15 protein-coding genes, 1 tRNA gene and 1 riboswitch are annotated in these 18,169 nt (G+C 39.6%); of the genes, 3 read left to right on the forward strand and 13 right to left on the reverse strand.

Annotated features, from left to right (window positions below; translation table 11 throughout):
- Positions 1-187: 187 nt before the first annotated feature.
- From secG to ACZ5XR_RS23335, 11 genes are all read right to left on the reverse strand, one after another.
- Positions 188-421, reverse strand: coding sequence for a preprotein translocase subunit SecG (secG, locus tag ACZ5XR_RS23285; protein WP_464498855.1), 234 nt, complete (start codon positions 419-421; stop codon positions 188-190).
- A gap of 156 nt (positions 422-577) precedes the next feature.
- A complete protein-coding gene (eno, locus tag ACZ5XR_RS23290; RefSeq protein WP_464498856.1) occupies positions 578-1,876 on the reverse strand; it encodes a phosphopyruvate hydratase in 1,299 nt (432 codons plus the stop codon).
- Positions 1,877-1,888: 12 nt separating this feature from the next.
- Positions 1,889-3,421, reverse strand: coding sequence for a 2,3-bisphosphoglycerate-independent phosphoglycerate mutase (gpmI, locus tag ACZ5XR_RS23295; RefSeq protein WP_464498857.1), 1,533 nt, complete (start codon positions 3,419-3,421; stop codon positions 1,889-1,891).
- Positions 3,414-4,175, reverse strand: coding sequence for a triose-phosphate isomerase (gene tpiA / locus ACZ5XR_RS23300; protein ID WP_464498858.1), 762 nt, complete (start codon positions 4,173-4,175; stop codon positions 3,414-3,416). Before tpiA ends, gpmI begins: the two co-directional genes overlap by 8 nt.
- Positions 4,176-4,275: 100 nt before the next feature.
- Positions 4,276-5,460 (reverse strand): phosphoglycerate kinase, encoded by a 1,185-nt coding sequence (locus tag ACZ5XR_RS23305; protein ID WP_464498859.1) that lies wholly within the window; start codon positions 5,458-5,460, stop codon positions 4,276-4,278.
- 132 nt (positions 5,461-5,592) lie between these two features.
- Complete coding sequence (gap, locus tag ACZ5XR_RS23310) at positions 5,593-6,600, reverse strand: type I glyceraldehyde-3-phosphate dehydrogenase (RefSeq protein ID WP_464498860.1); 1,008 nt, start codon at positions 6,598-6,600, stop codon at positions 5,593-5,595.
- Positions 6,601-6,650: 50 nt separating this feature from the next.
- Positions 6,651-7,673: a sugar-binding transcriptional regulator gene (locus ACZ5XR_RS23315; RefSeq protein ID WP_464498861.1), complete on the reverse strand. Its 1,023-nt coding sequence runs from the start codon at positions 7,671-7,673 to the stop codon at positions 6,651-6,653.
- 135 nt (positions 7,674-7,808) lie between these two features.
- The gene (locus ACZ5XR_RS23320; RefSeq protein WP_464498862.1) at positions 7,809-8,057 is read right to left on the reverse strand and encodes a glutaredoxin family protein; all 249 of its coding nucleotides are present in this window, start codon (positions 8,055-8,057) and stop codon (positions 7,809-7,811) included.
- Positions 8,058-8,062: 5 nt separating this feature from the next.
- Positions 8,063-9,376 carry an RNA polymerase factor sigma-54 gene (gene rpoN, locus ACZ5XR_RS23325; RefSeq protein WP_464498863.1) on the reverse strand — a complete coding sequence of 438 codons (1,314 nt, stop codon included), beginning with the start codon at positions 9,374-9,376 and terminating at the stop codon, positions 8,063-8,065.
- A gap of 97 nt (positions 9,377-9,473) precedes the next feature.
- Complete coding sequence (locus ACZ5XR_RS23330; protein ID WP_464498864.1) at positions 9,474-10,772, reverse strand: ABC transporter ATP-binding protein; 1,299 nt, start codon at positions 10,770-10,772, stop codon at positions 9,474-9,476.
- Positions 10,773-10,782: 10 nt separating this feature from the next.
- Positions 10,783-12,507 carry an ABC transporter permease gene (locus tag ACZ5XR_RS23335; RefSeq protein ID WP_464498865.1) on the reverse strand — a complete coding sequence of 575 codons (1,725 nt, stop codon included), beginning with the start codon at positions 12,505-12,507 and terminating at the stop codon, positions 10,783-10,785.
- A 294-nt stretch (positions 12,508-12,801) separates the two neighbouring features.
- A riboswitch (M-box (ykoK) riboswitch) is annotated at positions 12,802-12,969 on the reverse strand.
- A 185-nt stretch (positions 12,970-13,154) separates the two neighbouring features.
- On the opposite strand from ACZ5XR_RS23335, the gene ACZ5XR_RS23340 reads away from it, so the two are divergent.
- Complete coding sequence (locus ACZ5XR_RS23340; protein ID WP_464498866.1) at positions 13,155-14,345, forward strand: FtsW/RodA/SpoVE family cell cycle protein; 1,191 nt, start codon at positions 13,155-13,157, stop codon at positions 14,343-14,345.
- A gap of 88 nt (positions 14,346-14,433) precedes the next feature.
- Here the strand turns inward: ACZ5XR_RS23340 and ACZ5XR_RS23345 are convergent, their stop codons facing one another.
- Positions 14,434-15,639, reverse strand: coding sequence for an FtsW/RodA/SpoVE family cell cycle protein (locus tag ACZ5XR_RS23345; protein ID WP_464498867.1), 1,206 nt, complete (start codon positions 15,637-15,639; stop codon positions 14,434-14,436).
- Positions 15,640-16,004: 365 nt separating this feature from the next.
- Here ACZ5XR_RS23345 and ACZ5XR_RS23350 point away from each other — a divergent pair, with 365 nt between their 5' ends.
- Positions 16,005-16,616 carry a hypothetical protein gene (locus ACZ5XR_RS23350; protein WP_464498868.1) on the forward strand — a complete coding sequence of 204 codons (612 nt, stop codon included), beginning with the start codon at positions 16,005-16,007 and terminating at the stop codon, positions 16,614-16,616.
- A gap of 244 nt (positions 16,617-16,860) precedes the next feature.
- On the opposite strand, the gene ACZ5XR_RS23355 is transcribed toward ACZ5XR_RS23350, so the two are convergent.
- Positions 16,861-16,932: transfer RNA gene (locus tag ACZ5XR_RS23355), tRNA-Arg, on the reverse strand.
- A 204-nt stretch (positions 16,933-17,136) separates the two neighbouring features.
- Here ACZ5XR_RS23355 and clpP point away from each other — a divergent pair.
- Complete coding sequence (gene clpP / locus ACZ5XR_RS23360) at positions 17,137-17,742, forward strand: ATP-dependent Clp endopeptidase proteolytic subunit ClpP (RefSeq protein WP_464498869.1); 606 nt, start codon at positions 17,137-17,139, stop codon at positions 17,740-17,742.
- The last annotated feature ends 427 nt before the right edge of the window (positions 17,743-18,169 follow it).

The raw sequence follows: 18,169 nt of genomic DNA on the forward strand, positions 1-18,169 counted from the left end.
CAAAGGGATGGGGAACATGCTAGGAAAAAGTCTTGTGGGGGGAGGGTTAACCGAAGAAAATCTGGTTTATCTACAAAATTTTGATTTTATCTACAAACAATCAGGATTTATCTACAAAAAATCAATTCTTATCTACAAAAATTCAATTTTATCTACAAAAACAAAAAACCTAGCCGCCAGGCCAGGTTTAGATTTTAAAGTAAGTCACAGCAATGGCAAGTACAAAAAACAGAACGGATAAGATAATCGTGATTCGATGTAAGTATAAATCAATCCCTCGTGCTTTTTGTTTGCCGAATAGGGATTCAGCACCACCCGAAATGGCACCGGATAAACCAGCACTTTTACCTGATTGAAGTAGGACAACTAGAATAAGTGCGATACTAACGATTATTAATAATGTAACAACTAATGCATGCATGAAGGCCACCTCCTGTAGACGAACATTTCACAGTAATCTTAATTTACCATATTATTTCCCTTTTAACAATAGAGTTATTGTGTCAGCATTTTGGAATATCGGTATGTGAGATTTAAAAAAATCCTCCAAAAATGATTTGGAGGATTTTAATTTTCCTTATTTGCTCAAGTTATAGAATGATTTAATTCCGTTGTATTGAGCTGTTTCACCTAATTGGTCTTCAATGCGAAGCAATTGGTTGTATTTAGCTACACGATCAGTACGTGAAGGAGCACCTGTTTTGATTTGGCCTGCATTTGTTGCCACAGCAATGTCTGCAATCGTGCTGTCTTCTGTTTCACCAGAACGGTGAGAAACAACAGCTGTGTAACCAGCACGTTTTGCCATTTCAATCGCATCAAAAGTTTCAGTAAGAGTACCGATTTGGTTAACCTTGATCAGGATGGAGTTGCCGATTCCTTTTTCAATACCTTCAGCAAGCTTCTTCGTATTGGTAACGAAAAGGTCATCCCCAACTAATTGAACTTTTTTGCCAAGGCGCTCAGTTAAAAGCTTGTGGCCTTCCCAGTCGTTTTCATCCAAGCCGTCTTCGATTGAGATGATTGGGTATTTTGATACAAGATCTTCATACCAGTCAACCATTTCAGCAGAAGTTTTCACAACACCTTCGCCAGCTAGATGATATTTTCCATCTTCTTTGTTGTAGAATTCTGAAGAAGCAGCATCCATAGCTAACTTAACTTCTTCACCAGGCTTGTAGCCAGCTTTTTCAATTGCTTCTACGATCGTTTGTAGAGCTTCTTCGTTAGATCCTAAGTTTGGAGCGAAGCCGCCTTCGTCACCAACTGCTGTATTAAGCCCTTTTGCTTTAAGAACAGATTTCAATGTATGGAAAATTTCAGCTCCCATACGCAATGCTTCCTTAAAGTTTGGAGCACCTACAGGCATGATCATGAATTCTTGAATGTCCACGTTGTTATCAGCGTGCTCTCCGCCGTTTACGATGTTCATCATTGGCACTGGAAGCTGTTTAGCATTGAATCCGCCAAGGTATTGATATAATGGTACATCTAAATAATCTGCTGCAGCATGTGCGACGGCTAACGATACACCAAGAATCGCATTTGCTCCTAGTTTACCTTTGTTTTCAGTGCCATCAAGCTCGATTAACGCATGATCAATTCCCACTTGGTCAAGAACGCTGAATTCTTCGCCAACAAGGAATGGAGCAATTACTTCATTAACATTTTGAACTGCTTTTTGAACGCCTTTTCCAACGTAGCGTTCTTTGTCGCCGTCACGAAGCTCAACTGCTTCGTATTCACCTGTAGAGGCACCACTTGGCACTAATGCGCGTCCAAAAGCGCCTGATTCTGTAAATACTTCTACTTCAACAGTTGGATTTCCGCGGGAATCTAAAACTTCACGTGCATATACATCAACAATAAATGGCATTTGTATCTCTCCTTATTTTATCAATGATTTACCAGTCATTTCGGCTGGCTGATTGACTTTCAATAAATCTAACATGGTTGGTGCTAAATCACCAAGGATTCCGCCTTCACGTAACTCTACTCCCGGTTTTGTTACAATCACCGGAACAGGATTGGTAGTGTGAGCGGTCATTGGTTCCCCTTCAAGGGTAATCACTTCATCCGCATTTCCGTGGTCAGCTGTAATGATCGCTGCTCCACCTTTTTCGAGAATTAAATCAACGATTTTCCCTAAGCACTCATCAACCGTTTCAATGGCTTTTACTGTTGGTTCGAGCATTCCGGAGTGTCCAACCATATCAGGGTTTGCAAAATTTAATAAAATGGCATCGAATTTATCTGCTTGAATTTCTTTTAACAAAGCATCGGTTACTTCATAGGCGCTCATTTCAGGCTGCAAGTCATAGGTGGCAACCTTTGGAGAATTAATCAAAATCCGTTCTTCACCAGGAAATTTATCTTCCCGGCCTCCGCTCATAAAGAAGGTAACATGCGGATATTTTTCCGTTTCCGCAATTCTCAGCTGCTTTAATCCATTTTGCGATAATACTTCACCAAGGGTATTATCCAAATTCGTTGGCTTAAAAGCAACATAACCATCAACTGATTCACTGAAATGGGTTAAGCATACGAAAAATAAATCCTTTGGATGCTTTGGCCCACGGTCGAAAGAACGGAAATCTTCATTTGTGAATGTATTAGAAATTTGGATGGCCCGGTCAGGACGGAAATTATAGAAAATGACTGCATCATTGTCCTGAATAGTGGCAACCGGTGTTCCATCTTCTTTCGTAATCACTGAAGGCAGCACGAATTCATCAAAAATCCCATGTTCGTAGGAATCCTTGACAACATCTAATGGATTGGTGTAGGTTGGACCTTCGCCATACACCATAGCGCGGTAAGATTTTTCAACCCGTTCCCAGCGCTTGTCACGATCCATGGAATAATAACGGCCTGAAATGGTGGCAAATTCACCAATACCATACTCCTTCATTTTGTCCATTGTTTGCTCAATATATTTCGCAGCCGTCTTCGGGCCGACATCACGGCCGTCAAGGAAGCCATGAAGGTAAACCTTTTCGACTCCTTCTTCTTTTGCCAGCTTTAACAAAGCAAACATATGGCTTATATGGCTATGGACGCCGCCGTCAGAGAGCAATCCAAATAAATGAAGGGCTGTCCCATTTTTCTTCACATGCTCCATGGCACCTGTAAAGGTTTCATTTTTTTCAAATTCACCTTCACGAATCGCAATATTCACCCGCGTTAAGCTTTGATAAACAATCCGGCCTGCACCGATATTCAAATGCCCTACCTCGGAGTTTCCCATTTGTCCTTCTGGTAAGCCTACTGCTTCACCTGAAGCGGTTAAATGGGAATGCGGGAAACTTTTCCAAAACCGATCAAAATTCGGCTTTTTCGCATGGAATACAGCATTTCCCTTTTGTTCGTCCCGACAGCCAAAGCCATCAAGGATAATCAAGGCAACAGGAGATTTACTCATACTTGCCAGCCTCCAATAGCTGTAAGAAGGACCCTGCCTCAAGGCTTGCTCCGCCTACTAAGGCGCCATCTATATCCGGCTGTGCCATATATTCTTTAATGTTGGAAGGTTTTACACTGCCGCCGTATTGAATTCGTACTTCGTTTGCAACATCTTGCGAGAATTGTTCGGCCACTACCTTGCGGATATGGGCACATACTTCATTCGCATCTGCTGAAGTGGAGGATTTACCTGTTCCAATCGCCCAAATCGGTTCATAGGCTATAACGGTTTGCTTCACTTGGTCATCGGTTAATCCGGCTAATGCCTTTTGGATTTGACCGCCTACAAAGTCCATTGTTTCACCGTTTTCACGCTGTTCAAGTGTTTCACCGCAGCAAACAATTGGAGTTAAGTTATTTTTAAAAGCGGCAATTGCTTTTTTATTTACAGATTCATCTGTTTCATTAAACATTTCACGACGCTCTGAATGGCCGATAATAACATATTGAACACCTAGGTCTGCGAGTGCATTCGGGCTGATTTCGCCGGTAAAGGCTCCGCTTTCCTCAAAATGCATGTTTTGGGCACCGATTTTTACATCGCTTCCTTTTACGTTTTCCACTAAGCTTTGTAAAAATAATGCTGGTGCGCAAATGACTGATTCCATTTTGTCTTGTCCCGGAACAAGGCTCTTTACTTCTTCCGCAAAGCTTTTCGCTTCAGAAAGAGTTTTGTTCATTTTCCAGTTTCCTGCAATGATGGGTTTACGCATGCGGGTACATCCTTTCTTCCTTCAATTGTAGAATTCTACCTGATTATTGTAGAATACCTATTCATTTTTGTAGAATATGCCACAAAACTCGTTGAATACCTTATTTATCGTTCAAGGCCACGACTCCAGGAAGTGCCTTTCCTTCCATAAACTCTAAAGATGCACCACCGCCAGTAGAAATATGGCTCATTTTATCTGCTAAATGGAATTTTTCGACTGCAGCTGCAGAGTCTCCGCCGCCAATCACTGAATAGGTACCTTCTGCTTCAGCAAGGGCTTCCGCTACAGCTTTTGTTCCGCCGGCAAATTTATCGATTTCGAACACACCCATTGGTCCGTTCCAAATCACTAATTTTGATTTTTGAATGACCTCACGATAGAGTTCAGCGGTTTTTGGTCCAATATCAAGGGCTTCCCAATCCGCTGGAATTTCATTGATGGCCACCACTTTGGAATTGGCATCAGCCGAAAAATCATCTGCCACTACGGCATCAACCGGCATATAGAAATTTACGCCCTTCTCTTTTGCCATTTCCATAAATGATTTGGCTAACTCAATCTTATCTTCTTCAAGTAAGGACTTTCCAATTTCATGTCCCTGTGCTTTTACGAAAGTATAGGCAAGTCCTCCGCCGATAATCAAGTTATCAACTTTTTCTAAAAGATTTTCAATCACACCGATTTTATCTTTTACTTTCGCACCGCCGATAATGGCCGTAAATGGACGTTCCGGGTTGGATAATGCCTTCCCTAACACATCTAGTTCTTTTTCCATTAACAAGCCGGAAACAGCCGGAAGAAAATGCGCGATTCCTTCTGTTGAAGCATGCGCGCGGTGTGCGGCTCCAAAAGCATCATTGACATATACATCCGCGAGTGCAGCAAATTGCTTCGCAAGTTCAGGATCATTTTTTTCTTCACCAGGATAGAAACGAACGTTTTCAAGTAGAAGAACATCGCCTTCATTCAAGGTTTCGATTATTGTTTGAACCGAATCACCATATGCTTCATCAGCGATTTTCACATCTTTTTCAAGCAATTCAGCAAGGCGTTTGCCAACCGGAGCTAACCGCATTTCTTCCACAACTTTTCCCTTTGGACGGCCAAAATGGCTGGCTAAAATAACTTTTGCTCCGTTGTCCATCAAATATTGAATGGTTGGCAAAGCGGCACGAATCCGTGTTTCATCTGTGATTTTCCCATCCTGCATTGGCACGTTGAAATCAACTCGGCAAAATACACGTTTCCCTTTTAAGTCAACATCTTTTAATGTTTTCTTGTTCATGCGAAGGACCTCCTATTGTATGTATAGAGTAACAACTAAAAAGGAAGGGGGAATCTTCCCCACTCCCCTAATGTCTACCATAAATCATTATAGACTTCCATTGGCAAACATGCCAATTCTATCTAAATGAAATTAAAGTCCTTTTTGAGCGATGTAATCTACAAGGTCAACAACACGGTTAGAATATCCAACTTCGTTATCATACCAAGATAAAACTTTTACCATGTTTCCTTCAAGAACCATTGTTGATAATGCATCGATAGTGGAAGAAACAGTAGCACCATTATAGTCGCTAGAAACCAATGGAAGATCGCTGTATGCCAAGATTCCTTTTAATGGACCTTCAGCAGCCGCTTTTAATGCTGAATTGATTTCATCAACTGTAACATCTTTTTCTAATTCAGCTACTAAGTCAACAATAGAAACATTTGGAGTTGGTACACGCATAGCCATACCATTTAATTTCCCTTTAAGCTCAGGCAATACTAGAGAAACCGCTTTTGCAGCACCAGTAGATGTTGGAATCATATTTTCGGCAGCAGCACGGGCACGACGGTAGTCCTTGTGAGGTAAATCAAGGATTTGTTGGTCATTAGTGTAAGAGTGTACAGTTGTCATCATACCGCGTTTGATTCCAAAAGTATCATTTAATACTTTTGCAAATGGTGCAAGGCAGTTTGTTGTACAAGAAGCGTTTGATAATACATGGTGGTTATTTGCATCATATTTATCTTCGTTAACACCCATTACAATGGTAATATCTTCGTTTGATGCTGGAGCTGAGATAATAACTTTTTTAGCGCCTGCTTCAAGATGTTTCGCTGCATCTTCACGCTTTGTGAAACGGCCTGTTGATTCCACTACTACATCAACGCCAAGGTCGCCCCAGCCAAGTTGTGCAGGATCGCGTTCTGCAATAACCTTTACTTTATGGCCGCCAACCACTAAATATTCGCCATCAACGGTAACATCTTCAGAAAGGGTTCCGTGAACAGTGTCGTATTTTAAAAGATGCGCAAGCATGTTTGCATCTGTTAAGTCATTAATTGCTACTACTTCCACATTGCTATTTTTTAATGCCGCACGGAAAACGTTACGTCCAATTCGACCAAATCCATTAATACCTACTTTTACTGCCATGATTATTTCCTCCTTTTAAATGGGTAAGGATTTTTTATAGTTAAAAGGAATTATCCTTTTATTAACTTTCTTGCTGCGCCCTCATCGGTGATTAAGATGGTCGATGCTGGTGCTTGTTTCATATAAGCTCTTATTGCCTTTGCTTTTGATGACCCGCCTGCGACCGCAATGATATTGGGGATTCTCGCCAAGTCATCCAGCTGAAGCCCAATGGTTAATACCTTGTGAACAATCTCGCCGCTTTCGTTAAAATAATAACCAAAAGCTTCACCAACGGCATTTCCCTCCGCAATTTTCCGCATGATTTCCGGGCTGGTTTTTCTTCGTTCAGCCATTGTAATAGCGTCCCCAATGCCATGGAGAACCATGCTTGCTGATTGAATGAGCTCTAATACTTCATGAATGCCGGGTTCTCTAATTAGCGACTCGTAAATTTCATTGCTAACCTCATCTGGAACATAGAATACGCGATGTTTGGAATGGGTGTTTTTTGACATAATCGCGCTGACCGTATTCGCCTGATTTTGGACATCCTCGCCGACACCGCCGCGAGCGGGAACAAAAAGAATCTCCTTCCCATCCAGGTTCGGTGAAAGCTCATCTGCCACAGCCGCCATCGTTGACCCGCCAGTAACAGCGATAATATTTTTTCCTCCGAGAAGTCTTTTCATGCAACGGGCACTTGCTTTCCCAAGCTCTTTCTTCACAATCGGAGACTCGTCATTGTCACCTGGAACAATGATGACGTTTTTGATGCCTAATCGATGCTTCAATTCTAATTCCATTACATCGATACCCTTTAGTTCCCGCATAAGCCCTTCAAGGTCTTCCAGCAAATTTCTTCCTTCGGATGTCAGACTCATTCCGACATTATTGGCGTATATTAAGTTTTGATCCTTTAAGAAATCCACTTCACTGCGAAGAACTCTTTCCGTATAGCCAAGGCTTACAGCTAAACTTCTTCTGCCAACAGGCTGCATAAAACCAATAAACCGAAGGATGGCATATCTTTTTTGCAAAACCTGAAGGAGGTCGGGCACTAACCTTTTTTGGATATCAATAAATGATTGCATGGAAGCATGCTCCTTTATTCTATGTAGTTGGTCGAAAAATGTCCACTGTAGACATATTGTGTCCCACTACATCTAAAAAAAATCACCCCTGCTACATGTTTCATTTTAACAGGAGTAAAAATGGATTTCAACCATTTAGTTTTCAGATTTTTCTTGTAAACGGTTACTTATGTCAAACTTATTAATATAGCCAAAACCAACTTCTTCTCCATCAAGGTGGACCACAGGGATCATTAATCCATATCGTTCGGTTAAATCATCGCTTGCTTCTATATCGATCTCTTCTAAAGAAAAATTCCACTCTTCTTTCAGTTCCAAAAGGGCCTCTTTCGCTTTATCACATAACGGACAGCGATTTCTGGTGTATAGCGTAATATGTGGCATCGTGTTTAAAACCTCTTTCTTTTGGATGAGGAAAGAATCCCTAGTTGCTCACGGTATTTGGCAATGGTACGTCGTGAAACAACCATGCCTTCTTCATTTTTCAGTATTTCCACAATTTCCTGATCGGAAAGCGGTTTTTGTTTATTTTCTTTTTCTATTAATAGAGCAATTGAATTTTTCACCTTTGCTGATGATGTATTTTCATCTGAGGTTGTTTGAATAGTACTTGTAAAAAATGATTTTAACGAGTATGTTCCAACAGGTGTTTGTACATACTTTTCCCTTACTGCCCTGCTGACCGTTGATTCATGAATATCCAGCTCCCCGGCAATTTCCTTCATTGTCATCGGCTGCAAAAATTGCGACCCTTTTTGAAAAAATTCCATTTGTTTTTCTAATATGGCTGCCACTACCTTCGTCAGCGTTTCTTTCCGCTGTTCAATGCTTTTTAAAATCCATTGATAGTCTTGGACTTTATCCTGCATGAACCGAGTAACAGTTTGATCCTGGCCCTGAACTCCGCTGAATTTTTGATAATATCGGTCATTAAACGAAATTCTCGGCAGGAAATCATCACACATCCTTACTGAAAACTCTTCTCCATTTCGTTCAATAATGGCATCCGGAATAATGTACGAGGTTGCTTCATGACCCAAAAGCATTCCCGGCTTCGGGTTTAGCGTTTGAATTTGATCAAATACTTCCTGGATATCCTTCAGCCCAACCTGCAGTTCCTTGGCGATTTGCTTCCATTTTTTATCGGCAAAAAGGACGAAATAGTCCGTTATGATCTTTTGTGCTAACTCATTCTGTTCAAGCTGCAGCAATAGACACTCCTGCAAATTCCGCGCCCCGATTCCGGCAGGTTCAAGTGTTTGGATGATCGCTAACCCATCTTCAACCACTTCAAATGGTACTGCCAATACTTTAGCGATTCTTTCAAGATCCCCTGAAAAGTAACCGTTTTCATCAAGGCTCTGTATAAGGTAGCGAATCGTCTTTAATTGGTCCGTCGATAATTTTTTTATGTTTATTTGAGATAGCAATTGATCTTCTAGTGAAAAGGGCTTATCTGCAATTTGTTCAATCCAATCCTTTTCAGCGGTTCGATGCGTTTTTCGCTGACGGTCAATTAATGGATTGATTGGCTGAACATTTTTTTGTTCAATCTGCAATAGGGGATTTTCAAGTGCCTTACTCTCCAAAAATGCAGTCAGCTCCTGGGCTGAATACTGCAATAAGGCAATCGCCTGTGATAGTTCCTGCGTCATTGCCAATTTTAATGTTTGCTGCTGCCATAAACCAGCCTTCAAATTCATTCCAATCCCCCCTATTCCTATTTTACATGATTGTGTCGATTTGGTGTATGGCAATAAATTGGTATAGGTAATTGTTTTGGGAACTGAAATGAAAATATCATTCCATTGCAGCACCCGTCTCACTTTCTAAATAAAGTACCTCTGCTTTTTCATCATAAGAAATGAGTTCAGCATATCTTCCCCAATCGATTAAGATATCTAATTGATGTTCAGCTTCTTCCGCACCAAAATTTTTCTCAAAAATTTCCACGAAAAATTCCCGCTCCATTTTTTTATTTGACTTTGAATGCAGCACCCATATGATTTTTTCCATTATAGGGACATTCTTTGTTAACTGTTCCTTAAATAATATTTTTCGTTCTAGGACACTTGCATCTGCAAATCGATGGCCGTATTCCGTTAACTCAATATCCCCTTGCTGAATTTTAGCAAATTGAAGCATTTGGGCTGCCTCGACAATCGGAAGGAAATCTTTAAAGCTAAGGCTTAATTGATCGGCAAGTTTATACAAGTCTACTTTTTTACCAAGATCATCAACCAGCTCGATGAAACCAGTGAGAGCCCCTGCAGGAACTTCTTGAACCTTTTCAAGCTTCTTTTTTTGAACTCCTGTTAAATCAACGGATTTCATTTCCCGTTTTGTTAAAATAGAATAAATTCGGTCAACAAGCGAAGTAAATTGCGGCTCTTGTTTATCCCGCCAATGTGGCATGGTTATGGCTATATCAGAAATAACTCTAGCGGGGTCCCGTGATAAAACGATAGCACGATCTGACATATAGACAGCTTCCTCAATACTGTGTGTAACCGTGATAATGCTTTTAGTGGGGATTTTTTTTTCCGTCCATAATTCCATTAAATCACGCTTTAAATTTTCAGCCGTTAATACATCAAGTGCAGAAAAGGGTTCATCCATCAGTAGAATGTCTGGTTCCATGACGAGTGCACGGCCTATCCCAACGCGTTGCCGCATTCCACCGGACAATTCTTTCGGATACGCCCCCTCAAACCCATCTAAACCAATCATATCAATGACAGAAAGTGCTTTTCTCATCTTTTCCTCTTCCCGGAGCGGCTTATTTTCAAGTCCTAGTTTGACATTTTCAAGAACAGTCAGCCATGGAAATAGGGCAAATGATTGGAATACCATCCCAACCCCTGGGTTGGTACCAGTAATCTTTTTTCCATTGTATAAAACTGAACCTTGCGACGGGGCAATGAGGCCGGCAATAATGCGGAGAAGTGTCGATTTTCCTGACCCTGAAGGACCTAGGATGGAAACAAATTCTCCTTCTTTTATGGAGATGTTAATGTCCTCTAATATGGTCACATTGCCTTGACTAGGTAAATCATATCGCTTGCTGATTTGTTTTAATTCAATTAGTGATTTTTCCATTATTCACACCTCAATCTAAATGGTATTTCTTTTCTGCAAGATGAAACAATCTGCGCCATACAAGCCGATTGACGATTACCACTAATAAACACATGACAATGATTCCCCAAATAATCTCTGGCCAATTTCCTTTAGTCGTTGCTTCTGCAATATACGAACCTAAACCTGATGCTTGTATGGTATGACTTTTCCAAGAAACAATTTCTGAAACAATACTTGCATTCCAGGCTCCACCACTGGCAGTGATACACCCTGTAATAAGAAACGGAAAAACTGCCGGTAGAATTAACGTTTTCCAAGTCTGAAAGCGTGTTAGCTTTAATATAGAGCTCGCTTCTTTAAGATCAGAAGGAATCGCCATCGCACCGGCAATGACATTAAAAAGCACATACCATTGTGTCCCTAACATCATTAAAGGAATGGCACCAATCTCCATAGATATTTTTAACTTTAAGTAAAGAATGATAATGATTGGGAACGCCATATTAGCCGGAAAAGATGACAGTACCTGTACAATCGGTTGAGCAATTCTTGAAAGCCGTGGATTGGTTCCGATAAAGACTCCTACAGGAAGTGTCCATATAACTGCTAATAGTGTCGAAATAAACACACGTAAAGCCGTGAGCAGTCCAAGAACAATTACATGGGTCAGTTCAGCCCAGCTTAGCCTGGATATTTCGATTATTCCTTCGTAAATATATTTACAAACAGTTGCCATAAGGAAAACAACGAGCAGCCATTTGATTAAGATTTTGAGTATTCTCGGTACTTTTGGAAAAGCCTTTTCGGTCCGTTTTTTTAAGATGACGATCAGCCAGTCATGGAATATTCTTTTAAGATTTTGGCTAAGGAAATGGACAAACCTTGCCCTTTTCAGGATATTAAATACCCAAGAAGTCGGTAAATCACCTGATTCTGTCTGTTCATTTTTGAATTTTTGACTCCAGGCAATGATCGGTCGCCAAAATAACTGATCGACAACTACAATTAATAGAATCATTGTTAAAATGGAATAAATAATCGCCTTGATATCTCCCTTATCCGCTGCCAAGGCCATGTACGATCCGATTCCGGGTAAATGGATTTTCTGATTGAGAACGCTTATGGATTCACTGGCAGCAAGGAAAAACCAGCCTCCACCAAAAGACATCATGCTGTTCCAAACTAAACCAATCATAGAAAACGGAACTTCTAATTTATAGAATCGATTCCAACTGCCTAATCGGTTCATTTTTATCGCTTCATCCAATTCCCGTGGAATTGTTTTTAAAGAATGATAAAAGCTAAAGGTCATATTCCAAACCTGACCAGTAAAAATAGCAAAAATAGATGCGCATTCTACACCTAATAAACTGCCTGGGAATAAAGACATAAAAGCAAGGACAGTTGCCGATAAAAAACCTAAAACGGGCACAGATTGGAGTATATCAATAGCAGGAATCATAAATTTTTCAGCCATTTTGTTATAGGCAGCTACTCGACCATACACAAAAGTAAAGACTAATGAGGCAGCAAATGCGATAAACATTCGCAGTAATGACCGTCCTGCATAATAAGGAAGCCATTTTGGGTCAAGGCTTAATTTTGACTGCTGAACTGCTGAAAAAGGCACCTCCATACCGGAGCCTAGTTTCGCTGCTGCATATAAAATGGCTAATAATAGGAAGAGGACAAGAATATCGGCCCATCCAAATTTATTTTTTGTTTTAATATTGGAAAAAATATTGAATTGCATGGTGAACAGCCCCTTTTAAAATTCAAAATAAAAACCCCTGCCTATATCAGCAGGAGTGTTATGTTCCTTCTATGGGGCAAGTGGAGTAAATTCAGTCTAAGCGTTTAAAGGTACAGACTGAAAATAGACAAACCATCCCATGGTAAAGGAATTTTATACATCCTACTAAATAACTTTTCTATCACATTACACATTCGACTATTGCTACTGTCCATTTCCAGTTTTCCCCCCTAGCATATAATATGAAAAGCCCCCAAGGATTGTCCCTGGGGGCTTTGAGTTCATAACAAATAAACCGATTCCCCCAAGTTGAGTTTTGGCACTATACAACGTAAAGGATATCCCTTAGCCACCTTATGTAGAGCCTTAATCCGGCAATACCTGTTCTACCCATTGGCGTCTTTCGACGTTTCCGGGCAGTGGCCTATGTTTGTATAGGAGCCTCACCTAACGAGAACATATCAATTATTTGAATAATAGCTCCGGAATCCCTCTTTGTCAACCATTTAGAGAATTAATTTTAAAAGGTATTTACTTTGGCTAATCCCACGCTTTCCTTTAATTAAATTATAACTATTTTTTAATAAAGCCTTAAAATACGAAATGATATACTGAGCAAGGTTATCAAAAAAACAAGGAGAGGATTTATGTTTAAGAAAATACTAAAATCATATGATTATACATTAGTAATCGCGATTATTTTATTATCTCTCTTTGGTTTGGTCATGGTCTACAGTGCGAGCATGGCGATGGCTGTTCAAAGATATGGGGCCAGCAGTGATTATTTTTACCAAAAACAAAAGCTATTTCTGATTATCGCTTTTTTCATTTTTGTAATATTTTCATTTTTTCCTTACAAAGCTTTGAAAAGCAATAAGATCCTTAGAACTATGGTGTTCGGTTCTTTACTGCTATTACTGTTCCTCTCCCTTTATGGCCATGCTGCCGGAGGAGCACAAAGCTGGATTAAACTTGGCCCATTAAGTATTGAACCATCAGAATTTGTTAAGCTTTGTGTCATCATCTATTTATCCGCTATTTATGCCAAAAAACAAGCCTATATTAATGAATTTAATAAAGGAGTCGTTCCTCCTTTAATCTATTTAACAATGGTTTGTTTTTTGATTGCCAGCCAGCCTGATTTTGGAACCGTTGAATTGATCCTATTATTTTCCAGCGCTATTATTATGTCAACAGGAATAAGTTTTAAAAATTTTTTAAAACTTGGCCTGATGGGAGTTATTGCCGCCATTCCCATTATTATTATTTTCCATAATAAAGTATTTACCTCCAAGCGGATGGGGCGATTTTCTGTCTTAAAGGATCCCTTTGCAACTGCAAAAACTTCGGGTTATCACCTGGTTAATTCTTACATAGCAATTGGTTCCGGTGGAGTTAATGGTTTAGGCTTAGGAAAGGGTATTGAAAAACTTGGATATTTGCCTGAGCCGCATACAGACTTTATAATGGCGGTTATTGCGGAAGAGTTAGGAATATGGGGCGTGGGATTTGTCATTATTACCTTAGCCTTTATTGTGTTACGAGGGTTACATATTGCGGCACGATGTAAAGATCCATTTGGAAGTTTATTAGCAATTGGGATTTCAAGTATGATTGGAGTTCAAGCCTTTGTTAATCTTGCCGGTGTCTCAGGTATTCTTCCTCTTGCTGGTGTTCCTCTTCCATTTGTCAGTTATGGAGGGTCTTCTCTGATTCAATTAGCAATCGCTTCAGGTATTTTAGTTAATATCTCCATGTTTGTTAATTACGAAAAGAGATTTAAAGTAACTAAGAAATTAAATCATCAGAAAGAAAATATTTATCTCGTCAAAAATTAGCAGGGACATTTAATTGTCTCTGTTTTTTTGTTTTAATGAAAAAAGCGTGCAGAAAACGATATTTCTCTGCACGCTTTTTATTTAGACTTTATATTGACTCTTTATGCGTTGCTTTATTGGCAAACATGTATAGCCCTAACGTTTTCCGAATCGACAATACCATTCCCATTGCAATCATGTTTGAAAACAATGAACTCCCCCCATAAGTTAAAAAGGGAAGGGAAATCCCTTTAACAGGCATTAATCCAACCACCATTCCAATATTTTGGAAAATCTGTACCGTTAAGCTAAACGCTAAACCTGTACATACATATGCTCCAAATCCGGTTTCTGATTCAAGACCTGTCCCAACAATCCGATAAATTAACAGAAAGAATAAGATAATCACAAATGATGCACCAAAAAATCCGGTTTCCTCCGCTACAGTGGAAAAAATAAAATCTGTATGTTTTTCAGGAACATAGACATTGCCATGCAAGATTCCCTTGCCGTAAATTTCACCGCTGCCTACAGCAAGCAACGATCTTTGGGTTTGATAAGCATCATTACTGTTTCCTGCAGGGTCTAACCAACCGATTATCCTTGATTGCTGATGGGGCGAAAGCATTGGAATTAAATCTTTATAAATCACATTGGGTTGATAATAATACAGATACACAAGCAAGCCCATAACAAGGAGCGGAATAATGGCAAATATAGCTATTAATCTTTTTTGGAGACCAGACAAATAAAGCATGCTTGCTATTGCAACAAAATAGAGAAAAACCATACCCGTGTCCGGCTGTATATATACAACTAGTGATGGTGGGATTGTGACGAGTAAAATTTTCCCGACAAGCAGCAAGTCCGTTTTCATCGTTTTATCTGTATATTTGGAATTATGTTTCGTGATAATTCTAGCAACTAATATAATCAAGGCAATTTTAAAATACTCCGAAGGCTGGATTGAGCCCAGCAAAGGGACACTAAACCATCTTTTTGCTCCCAGAATCAAAGGGGCAATCCTGCTCGGTGAAAATTTCAAAGCAATAATAGAAAGAAAGAAAATTATATAGGAAGGCCATGCCAATTTCTGAATTTGATCAATATCAAGCCAGGCGACTAATATTAAAATTGCAAATCCAATTAAATAGTTAATCCCTTGTTTTAGGGCAAAGTTCGTCGCTCCATATTCGCCTGTTCTTTGGCTGCTATAAATAAAAATGATACTTAAAACAAAAAATGCGATTAATATCAGCAGGATAAAGCCATCTAACCTGCTAGAAAAATTCGTGTCTTTTGTATTCAATTTCATCACCTGCTTTCCGAGTCAATCCATATTCTCAAATATCTAATCAGCAAAAGTAATCATATAATAATAGATACTTATTTACCATAAACTTTCCATTAAAATTCCTTCATCAATTTTTCATATAACTAACGGCTTCATCTTAGTTATAAATAGGTCAATGGCACTTCTTTACATACAAAAAAGTCCCAATGAACGCGAAGATCACGGGAAAAAGCCATTTATAAATTTGATAAAGAAGAAATGAAAGAAATTACCACGAACCCAGGGAGTGGTTATTACGTAAAATTCTTCATTTTTTAAGTTTAAATTAAGATTTCTCCTCGATAATGGGGGTCATAAATTATCAAAAATATAGAGGAGTCTTGAAAATGAAAAAGAAACGATTATTTACAACTTTTGTTTCTGTTTTAATGGTTTTCGTTATTGCAGGTTGCTCCAACACTTCAAATTCTGGACAAGCTTCCGCAGCGTCCAATGGAAATGGAAATTTTGCAAATGGAAATAGACCTACGTTTCAGAAACCGGATGTCTACGGTGAGGTGTCAGCTATTTCAGGGAATAAAGTTACTCTAAAGCTTATGGAAACCCCGCAATTTTCTGGACGTAATCAACAAGCTGGCAATGAAAACGGTAATAGTAATAGAGGTAGCGGAGGAAATCGTTCAGGTAATGGCAACGGCAGTAACGGAAACGGGCGCTTTAATGGTGGAAATGGTGGTGGTGGCTTTAGAGGTGGTATGAGAGTCAGGAATTATACCGGTGAAATAAAAACCATTGTTATCCCTAATGGAGTTACTTTAACAACCATGACAAGAGGACAAAATGGTATGACACAAAGCAATATCAGCTTAAATCAAGTAACGACTGGCAGTGTTTTTTCAATTTTTTATAATACTGACGGAAAAACCATCAAAAGTATAAGAGTTCAACAACCAAGAACAGGTAATGGGCAAGCGAGGGGGAACAATGGCAATAACTAGTTTGGTATATTTATGAAAAGTGTGAGGCCCCATCAGGCAGTATTCATGGTTAAGGTAATTGCTGCCTGATGAGCCTGAATCACGGTTTCACAATACCTTTACACTGGCCGTTCCTTTTCTTCTTGTCATAAATTTCCCACTCCAATTGCATATTAATTCGTTACGTGGTATCCGCAATTGAAGGCACCCAACAAAAAAATCCCCATGTCTGATGAAAAACTCAACAAACACAGGGACTTGTGTACGCCCTCGTCAGGACTCGAACCCGAATTTCAAGAACCGGAATCTTGCGTGCTATCCATTGCACCACGAGGGCAAAATATTAACGACTTACCTATTATATGCGAAATCTTATTATTTTGCAAGCCTGTATTAGGTTTAAAATCATCCTGTTTGGTAATGATGAATAGGGGAAAGTTGTCGAACAAATTTGAAGCGATTTGTTTGACCTTAATTGACCATCAGTGTATGATAACAATACATAAGTTTTAAAATTTTATACTTAAAGGGAGGAAGAAAAATGAATTTGATTCCTACAGTTATTGAACAAACAAACAGGGGCGAACGTGCTTATGATATTTATTCCCGTTTGTTAAAAGACCGCATTATTATGCTTGGCAGCGCCATTGATGACAATGTGTCCAACTCGATTGTTGCCCAATTATTATTCCTTGAAGCAGAAAATCCTGAAAAGGACATTACGCTATACATTAACAGCCCTGGCGGAAGCATCACAGCCGGGATGGCGATCTACGATACAATGCAATATATTAAACCAAATGTATCGACTGTTTGTATCGGGATGGCAGCGTCAATGGGTGCATTCCTACTTGCTGCAGGGGAAAAAGGAAAGCGTTTTGCGCTTCCAAATGCAGAAGTGATGATTCACCAGCCACTTGGCGGTGCTCAAGGTCAGGCAACAGAAATCGAAATTGCCGCTAAGCGCATTCTTTTCCTTCGCGAAAAATTAAACGGCATTCTTTCAGAACGCACTGGACAGCCGCTTGAAGTGATCCAAAAGGACACAGACCGCGACAACTTCATGACAGCTGAAAGAGCAAAAGAATACGGTCTGATCGACCAAATCATTACTCGTAATATTCTTGATGAGAAAGCGAAAAAGTAGTTTTTTAAAGCAATCGGCATTGGTGCCGATTGCTTTTTTTTAACTTAGTCCACTTTGAAGGATTCTTCGTTATTTAAAAGATTTTTTTAATAAACTAATGGTTTTAAGATACTGTCCTCAATCAGCTCTCTTGAGGACAATACCTAACTCGAAACTAGTTAAACTGTCCCCAATCAGCTCTCTTGAGGACATTACCTGCCTTGAAACTGGTGAAACTGTCCCCAATCAGCTCTCTTGAGGACATTACCTAACTCGAAACTAGTCAAACTGTCCCCAATCAGCTCTCTTGAGGACATTACCTTTCTTGAAATCGGTAAAACTGTCCGCGATATCTATCCCCAAAACATTTTTCGGTTATGGAACACGTTTCCTTTGATCGAAATAACACTCTTATTTCATTTTTGGGCAATAACTCACTTAAAATCAA

This window comes from Neobacillus sp. Fa239 (genome assembly GCF_055395235.1).